Annotated in this window: 18 protein-coding genes; 13 read left to right on the top strand and 5 right to left on the bottom strand. The window is 64.3% G+C overall.

The window, feature by feature from the left end; all coding sequences use genetic code 11:
- Positions 1-157: 157 nt before the first annotated feature.
- The 4 genes from ACTJKT_RS22240 to lapD all read left to right on the top strand — a co-directional run bounded on the left by ACTJKT_RS22240 (position 158) and on the right by lapD (position 3,927).
- On the top strand, positions 158-745 hold the full coding sequence (locus ACTJKT_RS22240) for a UPF0149 family protein (protein WP_007929756.1): 588 nt from the start codon (positions 158-160) through the stop codon (positions 743-745).
- 10 nt (positions 746-755) lie between these two features.
- Positions 756-1,151 carry a YbaN family protein gene (locus tag ACTJKT_RS22235; protein ID WP_097302473.1) on the top strand — a complete coding sequence of 132 codons (396 nt, stop codon included), beginning with the start codon at positions 756-758 and terminating at the stop codon, positions 1,149-1,151.
- 109 nt (positions 1,152-1,260) lie between these two features.
- Positions 1,261-1,968: a transglutaminase-like cysteine peptidase gene (locus tag ACTJKT_RS22230; protein ID WP_440788596.1), complete on the top strand. Its 708-nt coding sequence runs from the start codon at positions 1,261-1,263 to the stop codon at positions 1,966-1,968.
- 18 nt (positions 1,969-1,986) lie between these two features.
- Positions 1,987-3,927: a cyclic di-GMP receptor LapD gene (gene lapD / locus ACTJKT_RS22225; RefSeq protein ID WP_440788595.1), complete on the top strand. Its 1,941-nt coding sequence runs from the start codon at positions 1,987-1,989 to the stop codon at positions 3,925-3,927.
- 42 nt (positions 3,928-3,969) lie between these two features.
- Here the strand turns inward: lapD and ACTJKT_RS22220 are convergent, their stop codons facing one another.
- Positions 3,970-10,347, bottom strand: a complete 6,378-nt coding sequence (locus ACTJKT_RS22220) for a retention module-containing protein (protein ID WP_440788594.1) — start codon at positions 10,345-10,347, stop codon at positions 3,970-3,972.
- A gap of 589 nt (positions 10,348-10,936) precedes the next feature.
- Between ACTJKT_RS22220 and ACTJKT_RS22215 the strand changes: the two genes are divergently transcribed.
- Genes ACTJKT_RS22215 through ACTJKT_RS22205 form a run of 3 tightly spaced genes read left to right on the top strand, consistent with a single transcriptional unit; the run spans position 10,937 to position 15,840 of the window.
- The gene (locus ACTJKT_RS22215) at positions 10,937-12,295 is read left to right on the top strand and encodes a TolC family outer membrane protein (RefSeq protein ID WP_440788593.1); all 1,359 of its coding nucleotides are present in this window, start codon (positions 10,937-10,939) and stop codon (positions 12,293-12,295) included.
- A 19-nt stretch (positions 12,296-12,314) separates the two neighbouring features.
- A complete protein-coding gene (locus ACTJKT_RS22210; protein ID WP_440788592.1) occupies positions 12,315-14,474 on the top strand; it encodes a type I secretion system permease/ATPase in 2,160 nt (719 codons plus the stop codon).
- A gap of 10 nt (positions 14,475-14,484) precedes the next feature.
- Complete coding sequence (locus ACTJKT_RS22205) at positions 14,485-15,840, top strand: HlyD family type I secretion periplasmic adaptor subunit (RefSeq protein WP_440788591.1); 1,356 nt, start codon at positions 14,485-14,487, stop codon at positions 15,838-15,840.
- Positions 15,841-15,969: 129 nt separating this feature from the next.
- Here ACTJKT_RS22205 and ACTJKT_RS22200 read toward each other — a convergent pair whose 3' ends face one another.
- Positions 15,970-16,587: a tRNA-uridine aminocarboxypropyltransferase gene (locus ACTJKT_RS22200; RefSeq protein ID WP_440788590.1), complete on the bottom strand. Its 618-nt coding sequence runs from the start codon at positions 16,585-16,587 to the stop codon at positions 15,970-15,972.
- Positions 16,588-16,597: 10 nt separating this feature from the next.
- A complete protein-coding gene (locus ACTJKT_RS22195; protein ID WP_009047635.1) occupies positions 16,598-17,491 on the bottom strand; it encodes a LysR family transcriptional regulator in 894 nt (297 codons plus the stop codon).
- Between the two features lie 353 nt (positions 17,492-17,844).
- On the opposite strand from ACTJKT_RS22195, the gene speB reads away from it, so the two are divergent.
- From speB to ACTJKT_RS22165, 6 genes are all read left to right on the top strand, one after another.
- Positions 17,845-18,795 (top strand): agmatinase, encoded by a 951-nt coding sequence (speB, locus tag ACTJKT_RS22190; protein ID WP_440788589.1) that lies wholly within the window; start codon positions 17,845-17,847, stop codon positions 18,793-18,795.
- 9 nt (positions 18,796-18,804) lie between these two features.
- Entirely contained in the window at positions 18,805-19,227 is a 423-nt protein-coding gene (locus tag ACTJKT_RS22185; RefSeq protein ID WP_440788588.1) for a YybH family protein, read from the top strand.
- Positions 19,228-19,281: 54 nt separating this feature from the next.
- The gene (locus tag ACTJKT_RS22180) at positions 19,282-20,793 is read left to right on the top strand and encodes a purine-cytosine permease family protein (RefSeq protein ID WP_440788587.1); all 1,512 of its coding nucleotides are present in this window, start codon (positions 19,282-19,284) and stop codon (positions 20,791-20,793) included.
- A gap of 140 nt (positions 20,794-20,933) precedes the next feature.
- The gene (locus ACTJKT_RS22175; RefSeq protein ID WP_440788586.1) at positions 20,934-22,313 is read left to right on the top strand and encodes a sodium:solute symporter; all 1,380 of its coding nucleotides are present in this window, start codon (positions 20,934-20,936) and stop codon (positions 22,311-22,313) included.
- A gap of 84 nt (positions 22,314-22,397) precedes the next feature.
- A complete protein-coding gene (locus ACTJKT_RS22170) occupies positions 22,398-23,123 on the top strand; it encodes an MBL fold metallo-hydrolase (RefSeq protein WP_210475134.1) in 726 nt (241 codons plus the stop codon).
- Positions 23,124-23,194: 71 nt separating this feature from the next.
- The gene (locus ACTJKT_RS22165) at positions 23,195-23,446 is read left to right on the top strand and encodes an acyl carrier protein (RefSeq protein WP_440788585.1); all 252 of its coding nucleotides are present in this window, start codon (positions 23,195-23,197) and stop codon (positions 23,444-23,446) included.
- Between the two features lie 132 nt (positions 23,447-23,578).
- On the opposite strand, the gene ACTJKT_RS22160 is transcribed toward ACTJKT_RS22165, so the two are convergent.
- Together ACTJKT_RS22160 and ptrR are read right to left on the bottom strand one after the other, a co-directional pair.
- The gene (locus ACTJKT_RS22160) at positions 23,579-23,707 is read right to left on the bottom strand and encodes a PA1414 family protein (RefSeq protein ID WP_009042667.1); all 129 of its coding nucleotides are present in this window, start codon (positions 23,705-23,707) and stop codon (positions 23,579-23,581) included.
- 138 nt (positions 23,708-23,845) lie between these two features.
- Complete coding sequence (gene ptrR / locus ACTJKT_RS22155; RefSeq protein WP_025805122.1) at positions 23,846-24,727, bottom strand: putrescine utilization regulator PtrR; 882 nt, start codon at positions 24,725-24,727, stop codon at positions 23,846-23,848.
- Positions 24,728-24,784: the final 57 nt, after the last annotated feature.

Below are 24,784 nucleotides of genomic sequence, written 5' to 3'. Positions count from 1 at the left end.
CACAAAACGCGCAAGTATACCCGAGCACTTGGCGGCGAAGGGTGCCGACAATGGACCGCTGGTAACCTTTAGAAGCGCGCAAATCTGCGCTGCGGCTGGCCTGAGCGCTCAAGAAGGCCTAGAATTCAGCATCGTTTATTCCCAAGGTAGTCCTTCAATGTCCTTCGCTGAGCAATTAACCCGCCTGCAAGCCTTCCTCGACGCCGATGAGCTGCATGACGAGGCGCTGGACTACGTGGCCGCCCACGGCTACCTGACCGCGCTGTCCATCTGTTCCGAAAGCGTTCCCGACCGTGAGTGGATCGACGCCCTGTTCGCCGAGGAGCCGCACTACAGCGACGCTGCCCAGCGCGAAGAGATCGAATCCACCCTGATTGCCCTCAAGGCCCACATCGCCCGCCAACTGGCCTCCGACGAAGAGTTCGAGCTGCCGTGCGACCTCGACCTCGGCGACGAGCCTGACGACTCCGACCTGCGCGGCTGGTGCATCGGCTTCATGGAAGGCGTGTTCCTGCGCGAAGCGGCCTGGTTCGAAACCGCCGAGGAAGAAGTCAGCGAGATGCTCCTGCCGATCATGGTCGGCTCCGGTCTGTTCGACGAACAACCCGAGTTCTCCGACATCGCCAGCGATGCCAACCTGATGGACGACATGATCGTGCAGATCCCGGAAGCCCTGACCGCGCTGTACCTGCTGTGCAACGCGCCGGACGAAAAACCGGCCATTCTCAAGCCTCGTCACCACTGAGTCGTTGCCTATGGCCAAGCCCATAGGCAACCGCCCCCTGATCCTGCGTTACGTTCTGCTGGCCATCGGCTGGCTGAGCGTAGTGCTGGGGGTGACCGGCATCTTCCTCCCGGTATTGCCCACTACCCCTTTCCTGCTGCTGGCCGCCGCCTGTTTTGCCCGCAGTTCGCCGCGCTTCTATCAGTGGCTGGTGGACCATCCGCGGCTCGGCCCGTGGATCCGCGATTACCTGGACGGCCACGGCATCCCGCTCAAAGGCAAGGTCTACGCCATCGGCCTGATGTGGCTGAGCATCGGCCTGTCCTGCTACCTGGTGCCCCTGCCCTGGGCCCGCGGCTTCATGCTGACCAGCGCGGTGCTGGTGACCATTTACATCCTGCGCCAGAAGACCCTGCACAAGCCTTGATCCCGGCCCCTGCGCGCCTCCCTCCTCCGTTCGTGGCAACCCGACCAGCTGCCCATGCTCGCGAAAAATACCGCCTAGACTTCAGAAACCTGCATTCGAGCAGCCCGCCATGTCCGCAAGTTCGCGCCACCCCGACTGGACACTGCTCCGGCTTCGGCTGGCCGGCTGGTCGCTGTTGCTGGTCTGTTTGTGGACCGACCCGGGCAATGTCCGGGCGAACTGGGAGTTCGTTTCTGTCCTGAGCACCTTCGAGCACCGCCATCAGGTCCTGGGCCCGGCCCGGGAACGTCTCGAGGCCTGGAACCAGTTACTGCAGGACGTGACCGGGCAACCGGAATACGAACAACTGAACGCCATCAACCGCTTCTTCAACCAGCACCTGAGCTTCAAGGAGGACCAGCGCACCTGGCAGCAGAGCGACTATTGGGCCACGCCGATCGAGGCCCTGGTCAAAGGCGCCGGGGATTGCGAGGACTATGCGCTGGCCAAGTATTTCAGCCTGCGCAGCCTGGGGGTCTCCAGCGACAAACTGCGCCTCACCTACGTCAAGGCCAGACGCGGCAACCGGCCGCACATGGTTCTGGCCTATTACTCCAGCCCCAGCGCCGGACCGCTGATACTGGACAACCTCAGCAGCGACATTCGTTCCGCCGCCCAACGCCAGGACCCGAACCCGGTATACGCCTTCAATGCCGAGGGGCTGTACCTGCCCGGAGCGGCTGGCGATACGCGCAGCATCGATCCGAAAAAACTCTCGCGCTGGCAGGACGTGTTGAAAAAGATGCGGGACGAGGGCTTCACCGTGGGTAATGGCTGATCCGACAAGGAGTGCCGAATGTCGCTACTCAAGCAACTGTTTCTCGCCATCTGCCTGTTCCTGCTGGTGGCCTTCAGCGGCAGTTTTTTTGTCAGCCTGGAAAGCTCCCGCGAGCAGATGCTCAGCCAACTGCGCTCCCACGCCCAGGATGCGGCCACCGCCCTGGGCCTGTCCCTGACCAGCCAGGTCGACGACCCGGCGATGATGGAGCTGATGGTCAGCTCGATCTTCGACAGCGGCTACTACAACAGCATCCGGGTGGTGAACATCGAAGACGAAAGCATCCTGGTGGAGCGTTCGGTGCCCGCCAACGTCGAGGGCGTACCCCAGTGGTTCGTCAGGCTGGTGAACCTGCACCCGCAAGGCGGCGACGCTCTGGTCATGCGCGGCTGGGAACAGGTGGCGCGGGTGGAGGTGCTGAGCAACCCGCAGTTCGCCCTGGCCAGGCTCTGGGGCAGTAGCCTCGGCGGCCTGGTCTGGCTGCTGGTCTGCGGGCTGCTCAGCGCGGTGTTCGGCGGCTGGCTGCTGCGGCGCCAGTTGCGGCCGCTGGATGCCATGGTCAGGCAGGCCAAAGCCATCAGCCATCGTGAGTTCATCAGCCTGCCGAGAGTGCCGCGCACCCCCGAACTCAAGCGGGTGGTCCTGGCCATGAACCAGATGGTGGAGAAACTCAAGACCCTGTTCGCCGAAGAGGCCGCGCGCAGCGAAAAACTGCGCGCCGAGTCCTATCAGGACAGCCTGACCGGCCTGGCCAACCGGCGCCTGCTGGACGAACAGCTCGGCGATCAGTTGCTGCTCAACGAGCACAGTGGCGATGGTTACCTGCTGATGCTGCGGGTCAATGACCTCAGTGGCCTGAACCAGCGCCTGGGTGGCCAGCGCACCGACGCCCTGATCAAAAGCATCGGCGACCTGCTCAAGCGCATCAGCGCCCAGAACGACCGGCGCCACTGGCTGGCGGCACGCAATCGCGGCGGCGAATTCAGCCTGCTGACACCGGGCCTGGACAGGCGCGGCGCCGAGCGCCTGGCGATGGAAATCAGCGCCACCCTGGAGAACCTGCGCCTGACCGGGGCCAGCGACTGCACGCCGGTGGCGCACCTGGGCACAGTCGCCTACCGGCCCGGCGACCCGCTGAGCGGCGTCTGGTTGCGCCTGGACCAGGCGCTGGCGCAGGCCCAGCAGCACCCCGAGCGCCCCTGGGCGTTGCTGCAGGACTTCACCGTCGGCCCCAGCCAGCCGCAGCATGACTGGCGCGCCTGGATCGACGACGCCCTGAATAACGGCAAGTTGAAGTTGTATTTCCAGCCGGTGGTGCAGTGCGCCGACACCAGCCAGGTGCTGCATCACAAGGTGCTGGCGCGTTTGCTCGACCCCCAGGGCGAAGCCGTCGCCGCCGGGCATTTCCTGCCATGGATCGAGCGCCTCGGCTGGTCGGCGCGCTTCGACCTGGCCATGCTCGAACACACCCTGGACTATCTGGTCGAGCATGCCTGGCCGCTGGCCCTGAGCTTGTCCGGCAGCACCCTGCGCGACCCCGACGCCTTGCAGCGGATCCTCACCCAGCTCAAGGCCCTGCCCGACCTGGCCAAACTCTTGACCCTGGAGATCGACGAACGCCAGCTGCCCTCGGCCAGCGAGTTGCAGCAATTGAGCCAGCGCCTGCAGGGCAGCGGCTACCGGATCGGCCTGCAGCATTTCGGCGGCAACTTCAGCCAGATCGGCAACCTCGCCCACCTCGGCCTGGCCTACCTGAAAGTCGATGGCTGCTACATCCGCGACATCGACCGGCAAAGCGACAAACAGCTGTTCATCGAGGCCGTGTTTCGCGCCACCCACAGCATCGACCTGCCGCTGATCGCCGAACGGGTCGAGACCCAGGGCGAACTGGACACCCTCAAGGCCCTGGGCCTGTTCGGGGTCATGGGGCGGCTGATCGGCCCACCGGAACCGATGTAACCCCTTCCCCCCACAGCCCCGGCGCNCCGGGCCCGCCGGGCCTCAGACGTTATCGACCTTCAACGAATGGTCGTTGAGCATGCCGTTGATGATGGTCGCGGTATCCGCGCCACCCGCGATCACCCCGCCCGCACCCGGCGTCACCCCGTAATGCGCCGCCAGGTTGACCCCGGCCAGGTCGATGGTCTGGCTCGGCGTGGCCCCCGCCGCCGCGCTGACATCGATGCTGGTGACCAGGGACGGACCACTGCCGGTGACCGTGAATTGCAGGTAGTCATCCAGCGATGCGCTGCTGGCGTTCTCGCCTTGCAGCAGTTGCGACAGGTCGAGCTTGTCGATGCCCGGCGTGAAGTCGGTGACCAGGTCGTGCCCGCTGTTACCCTGCTGCCACTGGAAGGTGTCGCTGCCGCTGCCACCGGTCAGGCTGTTGTTGCCCAGCCCGCCGATCAACAGGTCGTCGCCGCCACCGCCGTTGAGCACATCGTTGCCCAGGCCGCCGGCGATGATGTTGGCGTTGTTGTCGCCGGTCAGGCTGTCGTTGTAGTTGGAACCCACCAGGTTTTCGATGGCGGTCAGGATGTCGCTACCGGCGCCGCCGGTGTTCTGCGCACCAAGCAGCGAGAGGTCTACCGTGACCCCGGCACTGGCATGGGCGTAGCTGGCGGTGTCGTTGCCCGTGCCGCCGTCGAGCAGGTCGTTGCCCGGCCCACCGAACAGCAGGTCATTGCCAGCGTCGCCGTGCAGGGTGTTGTTGCCGCTGCCGGCGATAAGCACGTCGTTGCCGTCGCCGGCATTGATCAGGTTGTCGCCGCTGCCGGCCAGCAGCACATCGTCGCCAGCGGTGCCGGTCAGGGTATGGCCGTCCTGATAGCTGATGCTCACCGCCGAGCTGTCGCTGCCGCCATGGCTGTCGCTGGCGGTGTAGGTGCCGTGGTAATCCGCCGTGGAGTCCTGGCCGCCGGCGTAGTTGACCGTCATGGTCAGCTGGTAGTTTTCCGAACCGTTGGCGTTGCCGCCGCTGGGGTTGGTCAGGTTGATGATATGGATCTGGTAGGTGCCGTCCGCCCCCGCGGTGAACGAGCCGCCGTCGGCGATCGAGGTGTAGGCCCCGCCATTGAAGGCGTACTCCATGCCCACTCGGCCCGCCGTCAGGTTGTGATCCAGGTTCAGGGTCTCGCCCTGTTTCAGGTTGACGCTGATCACATCCTCGTCGTTGTTGCCATTGCCGTTGTTGATGTTGCCCAGGAAGCCGCTGATCACCACCGCGGCTGTCATGGCCACAGTATTGGCATTGAACGAAGCCCGGGCGACGGTCAGGGTCTGGTTGGACCCTCCGGTGAAGCCGATGGTCTGCAGGCTGCCGGCGGTAAAGTCCGCCCCTGGGGACAACCACCCGGTATTGAACGTGGTCGGCGCGGCCGTCAGCGGATCGCCGTTGGCGTCGCTGTCGTTGGCCAGCAGGGCATCGGCCGGCACCACAAGAGTGCCCGACAGAATGTTGGTGATGATGTGGTCATCGCCCGCCACCGGCGCCGCGTTCGGGTTGACCTTGATCACCAGGGTCGAGCTGGCGAGGTCGCCGTCGTTGTCGCTGGCGGTGAAGCCGACTGTCTCGGTCAGCAGCACGCTGGTGATTTTCTGCGAGCTGTAGGTGTAATCGCCCGTGTCGAGTTTCACCACCAGCGTGCCGCCGTTGTCGGTGGCGATGCTGAGGCTGTTGTCCAGGGTGTTGAAGGTGCCGTGGTTGACCCCGCCGCTGAAGCTCAGCGAGCCCTGGTTGCCATTGCCGTTGGGGTCATAGGTGTAGGTGGTGCCATCGACCACCAGGGTCTTGATGAAACCGCCATCGGCGCCGAACGAGCCACCTTCGCCGAGCAGGCTGCCGGTGACCGGAGTGCCCTGCACCGTACCGGCCAGCACCGAGTCGAGCTGGTTCAGGTCGGTGACCACCACGGCATTGGTATCGATGTGGGTACTGCCGTCATAGGCCAGCGGGTCGAGGTTGCTGTTGCTGACGCCGCTGCCCAGGCCGATTGCATAGTTCTTGATGCCGTTGGCGTCGAGGAAGGCTTTCCAGGCGGTCTCGTCAGCGGTGCCGATCTCCTGGCCATCGGTGGGCTTGCCGTCGGAGAAGAAATAACCGACGTTCTGCGCGCCACTGATCTGGCCACTGGTGACAAACGCCAGCTTCGCCGCGGCCACGGCCGCATCGTAGTTGGTGCCGCCGCCCGCGGTCAGTGAGGCGATGATCGACTTGGCCGTCGCCACATCGACCCAGATCGGCGTCTTGTCCGTGGCGCTGCTGCTGAAGGTGACGATCTGCACCTTCACATCGCCCATGTCGTCGTACTTGTCGAGTAAGGCACTGATCGCCTGCTTGGCCAGGTCCAGGCGCGACAGGCCCGACACCCCGGACGGATCGACCATGCTGCCGGACACATCGATCACCAGCAGCAGGTTGGAATCGACTTCCAGCGCGGTGACCGTCCGCTCGCTGGCGACCGCCTTGGGCACATCATCGACGATGTCGATCTGGATGGTGCTGGTGGTGGTATTGCCCACCGCGTCGGTGGCCCTGTAGGTGAAGCTTTCGCTCAGCACGTTGGGGCCGTCGTTGGCATTGGGCTGGGTTTTCGGCGCCGAGGTCAGGGTGTAGCGGTAGGTGCCGTCGGGGTTGAGCAGGATCTGCCCGTAAGTGCCGGTGGCGCTGCCGACCAGGGTGTAGGTGATAGTGCCGCTGCCGCCGGTGACCGAACCGACCAGGGTGCCGGCGGCGGTTTCGCCGGTGTTGCCCGGGTCACTGCCGATCACCGTACCGGCCGCCAGGTCCTGGCCGTCCTTGCTCAGGTCCAGGGCCTTTTCGAAGACAGTGACATCCTGGTCAGTGACCGCCCTGAGCTGGTTGCCGCAGATCTGGATGGTGATGGTGGTGGTGCTTTCATCGCCGTCCGCGTCACGCACGGTGTAGACGAACACATCCTCCGAATCGGGAGCGGTGACCGAGTTCGGGTAGCTGTGATAGGTCGCGTTGCCGAAGGCGTCCAGGGTCAGCGTGCCATACAGGCCGTTGATGGTGGTGTTCAAGCCGCCAATGGCCGAGGTCGAGGTATCGCTGCCGGCGCGCACGCCGACCACCGCGCCCGTGGCTGCCGGACCATCGGCGCCACCAATATCATTACCCAGCACGTTACCGCTGATGGTCGTGCCCTGATCGGCCATCGCCACATCAGGATTCGCGGTCGGCAGGTCATCGACGATAGTCACATCGAGCACCCCGGAAGCACTGCTGCCGTCGCTATCGCTGGCGAACACAGTGAAATGCTCGGCGATGCTGTTGGCCCCCTGGCCCGTCGGGTGGTTTTCATTGTCGAGCAGGGTGTAGCTGTAGCTGACGCCCCCGCTGCTGGCGTCGTAACCGGTGATGGTCAGGATGTTGCCCAAGGCGGTCATCATCGATTGCGGGAAGCCCGCGGCCACTCCACCGGTCACCACATTGATCCCGCCCACGGTCAGGGTTTGCAAGCCGTCCGGCGCGCTGACGACGAAGAAGCCGCTCTGGGTCAAGGCCGGGGCATTGGGGCTGGTGCCGTCGCTGAGGTGCTTCTCGTAGACCCTCAGTTCGCCGCCCGGGATATCCAGGCAGTGCAGGGTCACGCAGTCATCATCGTTATGGATGTCCAGCACCAGGTTGGCGGTGCTGGAATCGCCATCGGCGTCGGTAATGGTATAGGCGAAGGTTTCCGTGCCGCTGCCATTGCCGGGCAGCGCCTTGAAGTCGGCGTCCGCAGTGTTGAGGGTGTAGGTGTAGGAGCCGTCGGCTGCCAGCACCAGGGTGCCGTAAGTGCCGGCAAAGGTGCCTGCGGTCACTGGCCCCGTCGGTACGCGGTCGGCGCCTTGCACGTCGTTGCTCAGCACATTGCCGCTCAGGGTCAGTTGGCTTTCCGAGGCGACGCCATTGCTGTCGTCGACCGCCGTCGGCAGGTCGTCCACCACGTTCACATCCAGCGAACCGCTGGCGGTGCTGCCATCGACATCGGTCGCCACCACATTGAAGTGTTCGCTGAGGCTGTTGGCGCCATTGGCGGTTGGGTGATCCTCGTTGTCCACCAGGGTGTAGCTGTAGCTGATCACCCCGGTAGCCGCGTTGTAGCCGGTGATGGTCAGGGTATTGCCCAAGGCGGTGGTCACCGATTGCGGGAAGCCCGCGGCCACCCCGCCAGTCACCACGTTGATCCCGCCCACGGTCAGGGTCTGCATGCCGTCCAGTGCAGTCAGGGTAAAGCTGCCGCTCTGGGTCAGCGCGCCCGCATCCGGGCTGCTGCCGTCCGCCAGGTGCTTCTCATAGACCGTAATTTCGCCGCCTTCGATATTGAGGCCTTGAATCACCACCGGGTCGTCGTTGTTGTGCACCTGCAACACCAGGTTGGCGGTGCTGCTGTCGCCGTCGGCATCGGTCAGGGTGTAGGCAAAGGTCTCGGTGCCGCTGCCGCCGCCCTGAAGCGCGAGGAACGCCGGATCGCTGGTATGCAGGGTGTAGGTGTAAGTACCGTCGGCGGCCAGCACCAGGGTGCCGTAGGTACCGTTGAAAGTACCGGCGGTGATGGGTCCGCTGGGCACCCGGTCAGCGCCCTGTATGTCGTTGGTCAGTACATTGCCGGTCAGGGTCAGCTGGCTTTCCGAGGCGACACCATTGCTGTCGTCGACCGCCGTCGGCACGTCATCGACCACATTGATATCCAGCAAGCCGCTGGCAGTGCTGCCGTCGACGTCCGTGACGGCCACCGTGAAACTCTCACCCAGTGCGTTGTTGCCATTGCCATTCGGGTGCGCGTCATTGACGACCAGGGTGTAGCTATAGCTGACCACCCCAGTGCTGGGGTCGTAGCCAGTGATGGTCAGGGTATTGCCCAGGGCGGTGCTGATCGATTGTGGGAAGCCCGCGGCCACTCCGCCGCTGACCAGGGAGAGCCCCCCGACCATCAGGTTTTGCAGGCCGTCGAGCGCCGAGATGCTGAAGGTGCCGCTCTGGGTCAGCGCGCCCGCATCCGGGCTGCTGCCGTCCGCCAGGTGCTTCTCGTAGACCGTGACCTCGGCGCCTTCGAGGTTGAAGCCGCGAATCACCACCGGGTCGTCGTTGTTGTGTACCTGCAGCACCAGGTTGGCGGTGCTGCTGTCGCCGTCGGCATCGGTGATGGTGTAGGCAAAGGTCTCGGTACCGCTGCCTCCGCCCTGGAGGGCGAGGAACGCCGGATCGCCGGTGTGCAGGGTGTAGGTATAGGTACCGTCGGTGGCCAGCACCAGGGTGCCGTAGGTGCCATTGAAGGTGCCGGCGCCCACCGGGCCACCGGGGACTCGGTCGGCACCCTGCAGATCATTGGTCAGGACGTTGCCGCTCAGGGTCGGCAGGCTTTCCGAAGCGACGCCATTGCTGTCGTTGAACGCCTGGGGCACATCGTCGGTGATGTTGATATCCAGCGAGTTGCTCGCCGAATCGCCATTGCTGTCACTGGCCAGCACGGTGAAGTGTTCGCTCAGGTTGTTGGCACCGTCGGCGGCGGAATGGATTTCGTTGCCGACCAGGGTGTAGCTATAGCTGATCGTCCCCGTGGCAGGATCGAAACCGATGATGGTCAGGGTGTTGCCCAGGGCGGTGGTGATCGACTGCGGGAAGCCCGCGGCCACCCCGCCACTGACCACGGCGATCCCGCCCACACTGAGGTTGAGCAGGCCGTCGGGCGCGGAAACACTGAAGGTGCCGTTCTGCACCAGGGCCGCCGGATTGCTCGCCGAGCCTTGGGGCAGATTGGCTTCGCTGAAGGTCAACTCGCCATTGGCGACCGACAGGCCGCCCAGGGTGACCGGGTTGTTCGCTGGGGGCGGCAGCGCGATATCGCCGTCGTCGCTGGGCGGTACCGCGGCTATCCGCTCAGGCACGAACTCGGGAATTCCATTGAAGCCCGCGGTGGGGAAACCAATGACCGGCTCGACCCGGCCCGCCACTTCTTCAAGCAGTACAAAGGTGTGCCCGCCCCCCAGGGCGCCGGCGGTACCGCCCGTACCACCGGGGCCGGCCGCGGTGGCTTCGCCGGTTTGCGTCGGGTCGGCGCCGGCAGCGATGGCTTTCTGCAGTTGCTCGACATCGGTCAACTGCGCCTCGCTGGGGGTCACGGCTTCCGGAGCCTGCACATGGGGCGCCTGGTGCGCCAACAGTTGCGGGGTCAATTGCAGGCTGCTGTCGCGCCCGAGGGTCAGTTCCTGGCCGTTTTGCAGATGCACGGCCACCGCGCCCTCGGCGCCGGTCACCAGTTGATCCCCTGCGAACAGACGATCGCCTTCTACCAGAACCCGTCGGCTGCCATCCGCCGCTACTGCTACCACCTGCCCGATTACCTTACTGACGACACCGATTAACCTAGCCATGAGCACGTCCTCCGCTGCCGACCGCTATCGGCATCTGGTTGCACGGAAAAGTGCTATGGCGTTATCGGGTCATCGACGGGAAACGCCCGCCTGAAGGTTCGCTGACTGCTGCTCAGTCGAACCTGCGCACCGGCCTTCCCATCTCGCTCGTCCCTCGCTGGCCTGCTGTTTCTGCCGAAGGCAAAACCGAATGCAATCAAACGCATTCAGGCTCCGGACAGCCCTCCCGCGAAAGTCGCGATACGGATTCGAACACTGCAAGTGACAAAAAAATGTCGCTCTAAAATCTGTACCGCACCCTCCCCACCGCTCCTCTCCCGCCCTATGTCGCAAATTTTGTTGAACCTTTTCAAACCCCGAAAAAGCTCCATAGAGCCTATAAATACGGGGCTTTCGAACTGAACAATGTGCTGGATTTCACAGAGTGCATAAGTTTTTTTCAGCATAAGCCTTATGAGAAATTCTTCTTAGCTTCCGCTCAGGATGTTCTTAGCTCTGTTGTTACAAGCCTGAAACGGTTTGACCTATAAAGTTCGTCATTTTTTTGGCGACTGCAAAGCACCATACATGGACCAGGGAGATGTACTTCATGCGCGTTTTCACCCCCCTCAGTAGCGCGATTTTATTAGCCATGGCCTGTATTCATCAGGCCCAAGCCATGTCTCTGACGGAGGCGATTCAAAGCACGCTGGACAACCACCCGGAACTGCGCGCGAGCCAGAACAACCGTCTGTCGGCTGATGAGGACGTCAAGGTCGCCAAAGGGGGCTTCTATCCATCGCTGGACCTGAATGCCGCCTATGGCCGTGGCTACAGCGACAACACCACCACGCGCGCGTTGGGCAACCATCACACCGAGACACTGACCTATACCCAGTCGGAGTTGCGCCTGCGGCAAATGCTCTTCGACGGCTTCAATACCGCCAACGAAGTCGGGCGCACCCAGTCGGTCTCCAACTCGCGGGCCTACTACACCCGCGGCACCGCCGAGAGCCTGGCCCTGCGCACCATCGAGGTGTACCTGGAAGTGCTCAAGCGCCGCGAGATGGTGACCCTGGCCAAGAACAACCTGCAGGCGCACCTGCGGGTCAACGATCAGATCGGCCTGCGCAGCGAACGCGGCGTCGGCAGCACCGCCGACCTCGACCAGTCCAAGGCCCGTCGCGCCCTGGCGGAAAACAACTACGACACCGCCCAGGTCGACCTGGCCGACGCCGAGGCCAACTTCTTCAGCGCCGTGGGCCGCATGCCCGACGAACTGGAAAGCCTGCCTTCGGTGCGTGGCGAGATCCCCGCCAGCCTGCCGGATGCCCGGCAGAGCATGCTGGAGAACAACCCCTACCTGAAATCGGCCCAGGCCGACGTGCAAGCGGCCGAGAGCCAGTACGAGGTCGCCAAGTCGCCGTTCTACCCACGCTTCGACGCCGAGGCCGCAGTGGGCGCCAACGACAACGTGCAGGGCGACAAGGGCCACGACAATGAATGGCGGGTGGGCGTGGTGATGAACTACAACCTGTTCCGCGGCGGCAGCGACAAGGCCCGCCTGCAATCTGACGCGCACAAGATCAACCAGGCCATGGACATCCGCAACAACGCGCTGCGCATGCTCAACGAGAACATCACCCTGGCCTGGAACGCCATGGTCAACGCCAAGAAGCAGACCCCCACCGCTCGCGAATACGCTGAAACCACCACTCGCGTACGGGCCGCCTACCAGGACCAGTTCGGTCTTGGCCAGCGCACCCTGCTCGACCTGCTGGACAGCGAAAACGAGCTGTACAACGCCAACCGCCGCTACACCGAAGTGCGCTACACCGAGGAGTTCTCGATGTATCGCGTGCTGGCGAACATGGGCGAGTTGTTGAACAAGGAAAAAGTCGTGGTGCCAGCCGAAGCGATCGCCCAGACCGAAGTGAAGAGCGACGCCCGTCTGCCGGAGATGCGTTAAGTCCGCGGAGGACTTCAATGTGACCAGCATGGAACCCGGGAGCTCAAGCGTCGATCCGCGCCTGAGCTTTGATGACCCGCTGTTGGACGGATTGTTGATCCTCTGCAAACTGCACGACTGTAGCGTCAGCCGTGCCAGCCTCAGCGCGGGGCTGCCCCTGGCCCAGCAACGCCTGAGCCTGGACCTGCTGCCCCGCGCCGCGGCCCGCGCCAGCCTGCAGGCGCGCCTGCTGCGCCGCGAGCTGTCGGCGATCTCCAAGCTCAACCTGCCGGTGCTGCTGATCCTCAAGCATGGTCGCTGCGCGGTCCTGCGCCGCTGGGGCGATGACGGCCAGGCGCTGATCCTGCCCAGCGAAGCCGAAGGCGGCGAGCAGTGGGTCAGCCAGGCGGAACTGAATGACGACTACAGTGGCCAGGCGCTGTTCGCCCGGCCACGCCATGAATTGGAGGAACTGCGCAACTCCCTGGTGCCGCGGGTCGAAGCCTGGTTCCGCGACACCCTGAAACTCTCGCGCTGGCTGTACAGCGACGCGATCCTCGCCAGCCTGTTGATCAACCTGCTGGGGCTGATGGTGCCGCTGTTCGTCATGCAGACCTACGACCGCGTGGTGCCCAACCAGGCCACCTCGACCCTCTGGGTGCTGGCCATAGGTTTATTGATCGGCACCGGCTTCGAGCTGGTGCTGCGGGTGGTGCGCGCCCATCTGCTGGACAGCGCCGGCAAGCGCACCGACGTGATCCTCTCCGCCACCCTGTTCGAACGCATCACCGGCATGGCGATGAAAGCCAAGCCGGCGACCGTCGGCGGCTTCGCCCAGAGCATCCATGACTTCCAGGGCCTGCGCGAGTTTCTCACCGCCGTGACCCTGACCAGCCTGATCGACCTGCCCTTCGCCGTGCTGATGCTGCTGGTGATCGGCCTGCTCGGCGGCTGGCTGGTGGTGATTCCATTGCTGGCGTTTCCCCTGACCATTCTCTTCGCCATGCTGATCCAGGTGCGCCTGCGCGACACCGTGCAAAAGAGCCTGAGCCTGGGCGCCGAACGCCAGGCGCTGCTGATCGAAACCCTCGGCGGCCTGGAAACCCTCAAGGCCTGCAGCGCTGAAAGCGAACGCCAGCACCGCTGGGAAAGCACTCACGGCGCCCTCACCCGCCTCGACAGCCATGCGCGCAATCTCTCGGCCCTGGCCACCAACGGCACCCTGTTCATCCAGCAGTTCTGCGGCATGGCGACCATAGTCGCCGGGGTCTACAGCATCATCGCCGGCAACCTCAGCGTCGGCGCGCTGGTGGCCACCTACATGCTCGGCAGCCGGGTCCTGGCGCCGCTGGGGCAGATTGCCGGGCTGATCACCCGCTACCAGCAGGCGCAGCTGACCATGCGCAGCACCGACGCCCTGATGGCCCTGCCCCAGGAACGCGATGCCCGCCAGCGCCCGCTGGAGCGCACGCAACTGCAAGGCGCGCTGGCGCTCAATCAGGTGACCTTCCGTTATCAGGGGCAGAATGCCGCGGCCCTGAGCAACATCAGCTTCAGCATGCAGCCCGGCGAACGCATCGGCATCATCGGCCGCAGCGGCTCCGGCAAGAGCACCCTGGGGCGCCTGGTCATGGGTTTCTATGCCCCCGAGGAAGGCCAGTTGCTGCTGGACGGCCTCGACCTGCGCCAACTCGACGTGGCCGACCTGCGCCAGCAGATCGGCTATGTCGCCCACGACCTGCCGCTGCTGGCCGGCAGCCTGCGCGACAACCTGACCCTCGGCGCCCACTACATCAGCGATGCGCGCATGCTGGAAGTGGCCGAGCTGACCGGAGTCACCGAGCTGGCCCGCCAGCATCCCCAGGGCTTCGACCGGCCGGTGGGCGAGCGTGGCCAGCTGCTGTCCGGCGGCCAGCGCCAGGCCGTGCTGCTGGCCCGGGCGCTGCTGCTGGACCCGCCGATCATGCTCCTGGACGAACCCACCAGCGCCATGGATAACAGCAGCGAAGACGCCCTGCGCCAGCGCCTGCACGCCTGGGTACAAGGCAAGACCCTGCTGCTGGTGACCCACCGCACCTCGATGCTCAGCCTGGTGGAACGGCTGGTGGTCCTGGACAACGGACGGATCGTCGCCGACGGCCCGAAAGAAGCGGTCATCGATGCACTGCGCAAGGGCCGTGTCGGCTCTGCGACGGTCTAGGAGTCGCCCCATGCCTGCCTCATCGCAATCGCGCGGCTACTTCGCCAGCCTGCGCAAAAGCGCGGAAAGCGAGTTCATGCCCGAAACCGCCGGCGCCTCGTTGCAGGATTCGCCCCGCGGCTCGCGTATTGTCGTCTGGCTGACCACCGGGCTGCTCGTCAGTGCCCTGCTCTGGGCCAAGTTCGCGGTGCTGCAGGAGGTGACTACAGGCGAAGGCAAGGCCATACCGTCGAGCAAGGTGCAGGTGGTGCAGAACCTGGAGGGCGGCATCGTCACCGAGATCTTCGTGCGCGAAGGGCAGATGGTGAACAAGGGCGACACCCTGCTGCGCCTGGACGACACGCGCTTTTTGTCGAACAAGGGCGAAAGCGAGGCCGACCGCTATGCCTTGATGGCCCAGGTCGAACGCCTCTCCGCCGAAGCCGAGGGCCGGCCGTTCAAGCCGTCCGACGAGGTGGTGGCCAAGGCGCCCCAGGTGGCGGAGGACGAACGCTCGCTGTACGAGCAGCGCCAGCGTCGCCTGGCCAGCGAACAGCGAACCCTGAGCGAACAGCTGCGGCAAAAGACCCAGGAGCTGGCGGAGTTCCGCTCGAAACAGGGGCAATTCAGTTCCAGCCTGGCCCTGCTCAACCAGGAGATGAACATGTCGGCGCCGCTGGTGAGTACCGGCGCGGTGTCACCGGTGGAGATCCTGCGTCTGAAACGCAGCGCGGTGGAAATCCGCGGTTCGCTGAATGCCACGACCCTGGCCATTCCCCGGGCGGAATCGGCGATCAACGAAATCAGGAGCAAGATCGACGAGTCCGAACAAAGCTTCCGCTCCGACGCCGCCAAGGAGCTCAACGAGAAACGCACCGACCTGTCGAAAATCACCGCCTCGAGCATCGCCATCGACGACCGGGTGACCCGCACCACCGTGACTTCGCCGGTGCACGGGGTGATCAAGCAGCTCAAGGTCAACACCATCGGCGGCGTGGTCCAGCCGGGCAGCGACATGCTGGAAATCGTGCCGCTGGAGGACAACCTGCTGATCGAGGCCAAGGTGCGGCCGCAGGACGTGGCCTTCCTCCATCCCGGGCAGAAAGCCATGGTCAAGTTCAGCGCCTACGACTACACCATCTACGGCGGCCTGAGCGCCAAGCTGGAACTGATCGGCGCCGACACCATCACCGACGACAAGGGCAACAGCTTCTACCTGATCCAGGTGCGCACCGACAAGAACCACCTGGGCGGTGACCTCAAGCCGCTGCTGATCATCCCCGGCATGGTCGCCACGGTGGACATCATCACCGGCGAGAAAAGCGTGCTCGACTACCTGCTCAAGCCGGTGCTCAAGGCGCGGACCGAGGCGATGCGCGAGCGCTAACCTGTAGCCGCTGCCGCAGGCTGCGATCGACCGCGAAGCGGGCGTCAATCAGGCGCCTCGGTCTTTCAGGGAGTACGTGGCGTGGCGTTTTGGGGCCGCTGCGCGGCCCATCGCAGCCTGCGGCAGCGGCTACAGGGAGTCGTCAGGCGCCCGCAGGTGGTTGCGTTGATAGGTGTCCTCCCCCATCGCCTCGATCTGCCCGTCGATCAAGGCTTCGAAAGGTTTCAGCAAAGGCTCGAACGAGGTTGGCGCCTCCAGGGTCTGCAGGGCCTGGACTATGGCTTCGACGGTCGACAAGGCCCCCGGCCCGGGTGCCTTGCGCAGCCGGTAACGGGACACCGCGCCTGCGGCCAGGGTCACCCGTGGCAGCGCCGCCAGCAGCGGATTGAGGTGCAGCAACTTGCGCGCCTTGCGCCAGGTGCCGTCGGGCACCACCAGCAGCAAGGGTTGTTCGTCCGGCGCACTGGAGTAGGCCTGCAACGGCTGCGCGTCCTCCGCCGGGAACAGCAGGCGCGCCTGATAGCCGGGGCAGTTCAGCAGCTTCGGCAGATCGTCAAACACCTCGCCGACGATCAACTCCGCATTGTTCAGCCCCAGCGCCGCCAGCCGCGCGGTGTTCAACGCGTGGTTCACTTCGCTGGGATGCTGCAACAGCAGGACCCGGGTGCGACTGTCCAGCCGTGGAATCAGCGGGCACAGGCAATGGGTTTTCGGGCGCAGACAACGCGGACACTGGACTCTCGACATACTGGCCTCCTCAGACCTGGTTGAGCTGCGCCTTGAGCAGGTCGCGGAACGTCTGGATCAACGGCTCCCGGCTACGGCCGCGGCGCACGATCATCGAAAACGGCGCCTGATAGCCGAAGGTGGCCGGCAGCAGCACGCGCAAATCGCCCTTGTCGGCCCAGGCCTGGGCGTAATGTTCGGGAAGGTAGCCGATATAGGCGCCGGACAGCACCAGGATCAACTGCGCCTCCATGCTCTCCACCGTCGCCGCGCTGTGCTTGAACCCATGGCGCGCCAGCTCGGCTTGGCTCCAGTAGCCGCGACCGACCATGCGCTGCTGGGTGATCACCTGCTCGGGGATGCGTCGCTCGTTGAACAGCGGGTGCCGGCTGCTGCAATACAGCCAGTGCTGCTCGCGGTACAGCGGCATGTACACCAGCCCGCTCATGCGCGTGGAGAACGCGCCGATGGCCAGGTCCAGGCGGTTGTCCTGCACACCGAGCTGCAATTCATAGGGGCTGAGCACCGACAGATGCAAATGCACCGCCGGGTGTTCCTGGCTGTAGGCACCGATGGCTTCGGCGAACGGCAGCGCCTTGTCGCTCACCGTCGAGTCGATCACCCCCAGGTTGAGGGTGCCGCGCAGCTCGCCCTTGAGCGCCGCGGCATACTGCTCGAAGCCTTCCAGTTCGCCCAGCAGGCGCAGGGTTTCCTGATGGAACAGCTCGCCCTTGCTGGTCAGGCTGAAACCGCCGCGGCCACGGTGGCACAGCACCAGCCCCAGGGCCGATTCGAGCTGGCTCATGTAGGTGCTGATGGCCGACGTGGAGAGGTTCAGTTCGTGCTGGGCATTGGCGAACCCCTGATGCCGCACCACGCTGACGAATATGCGCAATAGTTTCAGATCAGGTAAAGCGTTGGCCATGGGAGCTCCACAAGGAAAATCGACAACAGTGATCAGGGGTCAGGGTCGTCCGGACCTTATTGGCGTTCCTTCATGGAGGGCCGGGTGACCTGGATGATGGCTGCTGTGCAGCCAATCGCGGGCAAGCCTCGCTCCTNTGCCCGCGATAGCGTCAGCCCTGACACCACCCACCCTCGACAGCAGGAAGTCTATCCTCTAGCGCCGCCATTAGTTTAGAAAAATCTGAACTAAGTATTTGCCCGTAGCGATTCTTCCCGCCCACTACATTTCGCAGAATCGGCCCCACTCGGTTTCGCCGGCACCCGTTGCTGCGCTGAAAACCCCATAAATAAAACAATGATGAGGCCAATCCCGTGGACAAGATTCTCCACCAACCACTGGGCGGCAATGAAATGCCGCGCTTCGGCGGCATCGCCACCATGATGCGTCTTCCCCATGTGCCTACCCCGGCCGGCCTGGATGCCGCCTTTGTCGGCGTCCCGCTGGACATCGGCACCTCGCTGCGTGCCGGCACCCGCTTCGGGCCCCGTGAGATCCGCGCCGAATCGGTGATGATCCGTCCGTACAACATGGCCACCGGCGCCGCGCCCTTCGACTCGCTGAACGTGGCCGACATCGGCGACGTGGCGATCAACACCTTCAACCTGCTGGACGCCGTGCGCATCATCGAAGAAGCCTACGACGGTATCCTCGAGCACAACGTGATCCCGCTGACCCTGGGCGGCGACCACACCATCACCCTGCCGATCCTGCGGGCTATCCACAAGAAACACGGCAAGGTCGGCCTGGTGCACATCGACGCCCACGCCGATGTCAACGATCACATGTTCGGCGAGAAGATCGCCCACGGCACCACCTTCCGCCGCGCCGTCGAAGAAGGCCTGCTGGACTGCGACCGCGTGGTGCAGATCGGCCTGCGGGCCCAGGGCTACACCGCCGAAGACTTCAACTGGAGCCGCAAGCAGGGTTTCCGCGTGGTGCAGGCCGAAGAGTGCTGGCACAAATCGCTGGAACCGCTGATGGCCGAAGTCCGGGCAAAAGTCAGTGACGGCCCGGTGTACCTGAGCTTCGATATCGACGGCATCGACCCGGCCTGGGCGCCAGGTACTGGCACCCCGGAAATCGGCGGCCTGACCACCATTCAGGCGATCGAGATCGTGCGTGGCTGCCAGGGCCTCGACCTGGTCGGCTGCGATCTGGTAGAAGTCTCGCCGCCGTATGACACCACCGGCAACACCTCGCTGCTGGGCGCCAACCTGCTGTATGAAATGCTCTGCGTGCTGCCGGGCGTGGCGCGTCGCTGAGGCCCGGCCATGAACGAGCGCGAGCAGGTCCTCAACGCCGCCGCCGAGCTGGTGGCGGCCTTCGCCCGTAACGATCGCGAAGCCTACTTCGGGGCGTTCAGCTCTGACGCCAGCTTCATCTTCTACACCCTCGCCCAGCCCCTGCTGTCCCGCGACGCCTACCAGGCGCTGTGGGACAGCTGGCGCCGCGAGGATGGCTTCGAGGTGCTGTCCTGCACCTCGAGCAACGCGTTTGTCAGCCTGCAGGGGGACAGCGCGGTATTTATTCATGACGTCGCCACCGAGCTGCGCATGCAAGGGGAGCAACACTTCAGCCAGGAGCGCGAGACCATTGTTTTCCGTAAACAAGGGTCCGGCACACAACAACAAGGCCTATGGCTGGCCTGCCACGAACATTTGTCCGCAATGCCGGAAGGGCTGCCACCCCCTTAGTCAGATAGGTGACGCTCGCACACGATGAGCGCGCCTTAGTGATCGGAGCAGATCATGAATAACAACAACAAAGAAAAAAGCCTTAGCAGCATCGAAACAAACGGGGTCGAACAGATCCCCGACCATGAACGCGACGCCCGGCCCAGCGACCTGTTTCGCCTGATCTTCGGCGGCGCCAATACCTTTGCCACCGCCGTGCTCGGCAGTTTCCCGGTGCTGTTCGGCCTGTCCTTCCAGGCGGGTGTCTGGGCGATCGTGCTGGGCGTGATCCTGGGGGCATTGATCCTCGCGCCGATGGGCCTGTTCGGGCCGATCAACGGCACCAACAACGCCGTTTCTTCCGGTGCGCACTTCGGCGTGCACGGGCGGATCGTCGGCTCGTTCCTGTCGTTGCTTACCGCCATCGCCTTCTTCTCCCTCTCGGTGTGGAGTTCCGGGGATGCCCTGGTAGGCGGCGCCAAGCGCCTGGTCGACCTGCCGGAAACCGACCTGACCCTGGGCCTGGCCTACGGCCTGTTCGCGATCCTGGTGCTGACGGTGTGCATCTATGGCTTTCGCTTCATGCTGTGGGTCAACCGCATTGCCGTGTGGGCGGCGAGCTTGCTGTTCCTGCTGGGGATCTTCGCCTTCGCGCCGGCTTTCGACAGCCAGTTCGCCGGTACCGTGGCCCTCGGCCAGGCGGGATTCTGGGCGGCCTTCATCGGCGCCGCGCTGGTGGCCATGAGCAACCCGATTTCCTTCGGCGCCTTCCTCGGCGACTGGTCGCGCTATATCCCCCGCGAGACGCCGAAAGGCCGGATCATGCTGGCGGTGATCGCCGCGCAGATCGCCACCCTGATTCCCTTCCTGTTCGGCCTGGCCACCGCCACCATCGTGGCGATCAAGGCGCCCGACTACATCGCCGCCAACAACTACGTCGGCGGCCTGCTGGCGGTCTCGCCGAGCTGGTTCTTCCTGCCGGTGTGCCTGATCGCGGTGATCGGCGGCATGTCCACCGGCACCACCTCGCTGTATGGCACCGGCCTGGACATGTCCAGCGTGTTCCCGCGGGTGCTGTCGCGGGTCAAGGCGACCCTGTTGATCGGCGTGCTGTCGATCGCCTTCATCTTCATCGGGCGCTTCGCCGCCAACCTGGTGCAGAGCGTGTCGACCTTCGCCGTGCTGATCATCACCTGCACCACCCCGTGGATGGTGATCATGCTGATCGGCCTGCTGGTGCGTCGCGGCTTCTACTGCCCGGACGACCTGCAAGTCTTCACCCGTGGCGAGCAAGGCGGCCGCTACTGGTTCCAGCACGGCTGGAACTGGCGTGGCCTGGGGGCCTGGATCCCCAGCGCGCTGGTCGGCCTGTGCTTCGTCAACCTGCCCGGGCAGTTCGTCGGTCCGCTGGGCAACCTGGCCGACGGCATCGATATCAGCCTGCCGGTGACCCTGGGCCTGGCCTCGCTGGTGTACCTGGCCCTGCTCAACCTGTTCCCGGAACCGCCCGCGGTCTACGGCCCCAAGGATCCACGCAGCAAGAGCACGGATTCGCTCGGTAAACCGGTCATGCGCCAAACCGCCTGACTCAAGCATGACCTGTAGCAGCAGGCTCGCCGGCAATCACGCCTCACACGACGGGTCCGCCAGACCGCGTCGCCTTGATTGCGGCACGCCTAGCTCCTGCGGGAAGCCTCTATAAGAAAGACAATCGGAGACACGCCACCATGGCTTTAGATCTATTCGTCGTACTCATCTATGCCGCCGGCATGCTGGTGCTCGGCTATTACGGCATGCGCAAGGCCAAGACCCACGAGGACTACCTGGTGGCCGGCCGCAACCTGGGCCCGAGCCTGTACATGGGCACCATGGCCGCCACCGTGCTGGGCGGTGCCTCCACCGTCGGCACCGTGCGCCTGGGTTATGTCCACGGCATCTCCGGTTTCTGGCTGTGCGCGGCGCTGGGCCTGGGCATCATCGCCCTCAACCTGCTGCTGGCCAAACCCCTGCTCAAGCTGCGGATCTTCACCGTTACCCAGGTCCTGGAAAAACGCTACAACCCGATGGCCCGCCAGGCCAGCGCGGTGATCATGCTGGCCTACGCGCTGATGATCGGCGTGACCTCGATCCTCGCCATCGGCACCGTGCTGCAAGTGCTGTTCGGCCTGCCGTTCTGGATCTCGGTGCTGCTGGGCGGCGGCGTGGTGGTGATCTATTCGGCGATCGGCGGCATGTGGTCGCTGACCCTGACCGACATCGTCCAGTTCGTGATCAAGACCGTCGGCCTGATGTTCATCCTGCTGCCGATCTGCCTGTACCGCGTCGGCGGCTGGGATGAACTGGTGGCCAAGCTGCCGGCGGCAAGCTTCAGCTTCACCACCATCGGCTGGGACACCATCGTCACCTACTTCATGATCTACTTCTTCGGCATCCTGATCGGCCAGGACATCTGGCAACGGGTGTTCACCGCCAAGACCGAAAAAGTCGCGCAATACGCAGGCACCGTCGCCGGCTTCTACTGCATCCTCTATGGCCTGGCCTGTGCCCTGATCGGCATGGCCGCGCACGTCTTGCTGCCAGACCTGGACAACGTCAACAACGCCTTCGCCGCCATCGTCAAAGCCTCGCTGCCGGACGGCATCCGTGGCCTGGTGATCGCCGCGGCCCTGGCCGCCATGATGTCCACCGCCAGCGCCGGCCTGCTGGCCGCCTCCACCACCCTGACCGAAGACCTGCTGCCCAAGCTGCGTGGCGGCAAGCAGTCGAGCCTGGGGATCAACCGCCTGTTCACCCTGCTGACCGGCATCCTGGTACTGGGCATCGCTCTGGTGGTCAACGACGTGATCAGCGCCCTGACCCTGGCCTATAACCTGCTGGTGGGCGGCATGCTGATCCCGCTGATCGGGGCGATCTTCTGGAAACGCGCGACCACCGCCGGCGCCATCGCCAGCATGGGCCTGGGCTTCCTCACCGCGCTGGTGTTCATGTTCAAGGACGGCCTGGATGCCAACACCCCGATCTACTACAGCCTGGCTGTCGGCCTGATCAGCTTCGTGGTGGTGAGCCTGCTGTCTCGTCGCCCGGCAACCCTGGCCAACGCGATCTAACCTCAGGTCAGACGCCGTACATTTTTCTTCGGCGGGTGCAGCGTCGGTGGCTGCACCCGTTTTTTTTCGCCTGGAGGAAAGTCGATGAAGATTGTCAGCCGCGACCGCTGGTTCGAAGTCAGAAGCCTGAGCGACGGGATTCGGCTGATCCACGAGCCCTATATCCGGCCGTTCTATCGCTGCAACCTGTGGCATATCCAGGGCCGCGACCGGGACCTGCTACTGGACAGCGGCTCCGGTCTGGTCAGCTTGCGCGAGCAGTTGCCCTGGCTTACCGAACGGCCCTTGCTGGCGGTGGCCAGCCATTGCCATTTCGACCATATCGCCGGGCATCACGAATTCCCCGAACGCCTGGTACACCCGGCCGAAGCACAGATCCTCGCTGCGCCCGACGGCGCCAATACCCTGTCTGCCGCCTATGTCGGCGACGAGATGTTCGAGGCCCACCCGGATTGCCCGCTGTGCTACGCCGAATATCGGGTCAAGGCCGCCCCGGCGACGCGCCTGATCGAGGAAGGCGACGTGCTCGACCTGGGCAACCGTAGCCTTCAGGTGCTGCACACACCCGGTCATTCCCCCGGCGGTATCAGCCTCTGGGAAGCGGCCAGCGGCACCCTGTTCAGCGGCGACATCATCTACGACGGCCCGCTGGTCGAAGACGCCTACCACTCCAACCTGGAGGACTACGCCGCCAGCCTGGAACGCCTGTACCAGCTGCCGGTGCGTACTGTGCACGGTGGCCATTTCGGCAGTTTTTCGGGGGCGCAGTTGCGCGCGATGATCGAGGATTGGATCCGTCGGCACCCCTGAAGCTGTGCTGTACTGCACACAATCCCGCCCGCTTCAAAGACCATGCGCAGGCCCCTGGCGAAAAGAGCGACATGAATAGAGCCCAAATCCGACAAGCCGTGCATGACTTCATCAGCCGCCTGCTGGATGACAATGACGGATTTTCCGACGACCTGAGTCTGCAGGAATTGGGGTTGGACAAGCAGGATATCGAAGACCTGATCTTCCACCTGGAAGATGAGTTTGGAGTGACCGCCTTCACCCACGAAGAAGACCAGATGCTCAAGGCGGCGAACAGCGCCAACGACCTGAGCCGGTTTCTGCTGACGATTTCACGGCGCTAAAGACTTCACGGCGCTGGGCGCCATTGGCGGGTTGGATCAAAAGGCGGCAACCGTTCGCGAGTGAACCTGCCCTCGCGCGGCTGAAAAGTGACGGGAGCAGGCTGGATGCCTGCCCCACTCCCGAGTCGATGGTTAGCGGCGACGCTGTTGCCGACGTCGTTGCTCATCGTCTGTGCGAATTGGCACCGGCTGCAATGGCGGCTCGATCAGTCCCAGTGCGACCCCGAGGTCGTGAAGCCAGTTTTGCAGTTTCTCTTTCATAGTGCCCCCCTTAAGGGTCGTGCCCAGCGGCAGGGTTCTGGAGCCGCTCAGCTCTGATAATAGCGCTAAGTTCCGCGCATTGCTCAACCTGGATGGCAATGATCTGTTACCGGATTAATCTGAATCAGCCAGCCCGTTTCAGGCCGTCGCCCGCTGATCCGTCTGACTCGCCTGTTGCAGCTCGATCCAGGCATTGAGGTTGGCGCCGAGCATGCCCTTGCGCCACATCAACCAGGTAGTGGCGCTGGCGAACGGCTCGGCCAGCGGATGGGCCGCCACGCTCTCGCGGCCGGGCAGACTGGCGAGCATCGACTCCGACATCAGCGCCACCCCGGACCCGGCAATCACGCAGGCCAACATCCCCTGATAGGACTCGATTTCTATCGCCCGCCCCATGGCCGCATGGTCATGGGCGAACCAGGACTCCAGGCGCAGGCGGTACGAACAGCCGCGGCGAAAGGTGAATACCGCGCGTCCTTCGACATCCCGGGCGCTGCGGATCGGCGGGTGATCCGCTTCGCTGATCAACACCAGCTTTTCATCGCACAGCGGCACCCCGTCCAGGCTGGCCAGCTCCAGCGGACCGTCCACCAGCACCGCATCCAGGCGCCCGGCCAGCAAGCCTTCGAGCAACTCGCTGCTGGGCGCCGATTGCACCTGCAGGTTCACCGCCGGGTAGGCGCGGTGGTAACGCGCCAGCAGCGCCGGCAATTGAATCGCCGCCGTGCTGTACATGGTGCCCAGCACGAAATCCCCGGCAGGCTGACCGCCCTGCACCGCCCCATGGGCCTCATCGCGCAGGGCGAACAGACGCGCGGCGTAATCGAGCAGCACCTTGCCCGCCGGCGACAGTTGCAGCCGCTGCCGTTCCCGCAGAAACAGCTCGACCCCCAGTTGCTCTTCCAGTTGTTTGAGCCGCGTCGACAGGTTGGACGGCACCCGATGCAGGCGCTCGGCCGCCCGGGTGATGGAACCTTCCTCGGCGACCGCCTGGAAGATGCGCAGCTGGCTGAACTCCACGGATATTCTCCAAAAACGAACAAGTTACTTAATATTATTCATTTTTATAGAAAGTCA

This window comes from Pseudomonas sp. 22526, assembly GCF_052044735.1.
Lineage (GTDB): Bacteria > Pseudomonadota > Gammaproteobacteria > Pseudomonadales > Pseudomonadaceae > Aquipseudomonas > Aquipseudomonas piscium.
This window is presented reverse-complemented; position numbering and strand designations above follow the sequence as displayed.

Bases quoted from the DNA above. Each gene is read 5' to 3' on its own strand.
- ACTJKT_RS22180 (WP_440788587.1), top strand. From the start codon at position 19,282: ATGAATAACAACAACAAAGAAAAAAGCCTTAGCAGCATCGAAACAAAC.
- ACTJKT_RS22200 (WP_440788590.1), bottom strand. From the start codon at position 16,587: ATGTCGAGAGTCCAGTGTCCGCGTTGTCTGCGCCCGAAAACCCATTGC.
- lapD (WP_440788595.1), top strand. From the start codon at position 1,987: ATGTCGCTACTCAAGCAACTGTTTCTCGCCATCTGCCTGTTCCTGCTG.
- ACTJKT_RS22235 (WP_097302473.1), top strand. From the start codon at position 756: ATGGCCAAGCCCATAGGCAACCGCCCCCTGATCCTGCGTTACGTTCTG.
- ACTJKT_RS22185 (WP_440788588.1), top strand. From the start codon at position 18,805: ATGAACGAGCGCGAGCAGGTCCTCAACGCCGCCGCCGAGCTGGTGGCG.
- ACTJKT_RS22230 (WP_440788596.1), top strand. From the start codon at position 1,261: ATGTCCGCAAGTTCGCGCCACCCCGACTGGACACTGCTCCGGCTTCGG.
- ACTJKT_RS22205 (WP_440788591.1), top strand. From the start codon at position 14,485: ATGCCTGCCTCATCGCAATCGCGCGGCTACTTCGCCAGCCTGCGCAAA.
- ACTJKT_RS22165 (WP_440788585.1), top strand. From the start codon at position 23,195: ATGAATAGAGCCCAAATCCGACAAGCCGTGCATGACTTCATCAGCCGC.
- ACTJKT_RS22195 (WP_009047635.1), bottom strand. From the start codon at position 17,491: ATGGCCAACGCTTTACCTGATCTGAAACTATTGCGCATATTCGTCAGC.
- ACTJKT_RS22175 (WP_440788586.1), top strand. From the start codon at position 20,934: ATGGCTTTAGATCTATTCGTCGTACTCATCTATGCCGCCGGCATGCTG.
- ACTJKT_RS22240 (WP_007929756.1), top strand. From the start codon at position 158: ATGTCCTTCGCTGAGCAATTAACCCGCCTGCAAGCCTTCCTCGACGCC.
- ACTJKT_RS22220 (WP_440788594.1), bottom strand. From the start codon at position 10,347: ATGGCTAGGTTAATCGGTGTCGTCAGTAAGGTAATCGGGCAGGTGGTA.
- ACTJKT_RS22170 (WP_210475134.1), top strand. From the start codon at position 22,398: ATGAAGATTGTCAGCCGCGACCGCTGGTTCGAAGTCAGAAGCCTGAGC.
- ACTJKT_RS22160 (WP_009042667.1), bottom strand. From the start codon at position 23,707: ATGAAAGAGAAACTGCAAAACTGGCTTCACGACCTCGGGGTCGCACTG.
- ACTJKT_RS22215 (WP_440788593.1), top strand. From the start codon at position 10,937: ATGCGCGTTTTCACCCCCCTCAGTAGCGCGATTTTATTAGCCATGGCC.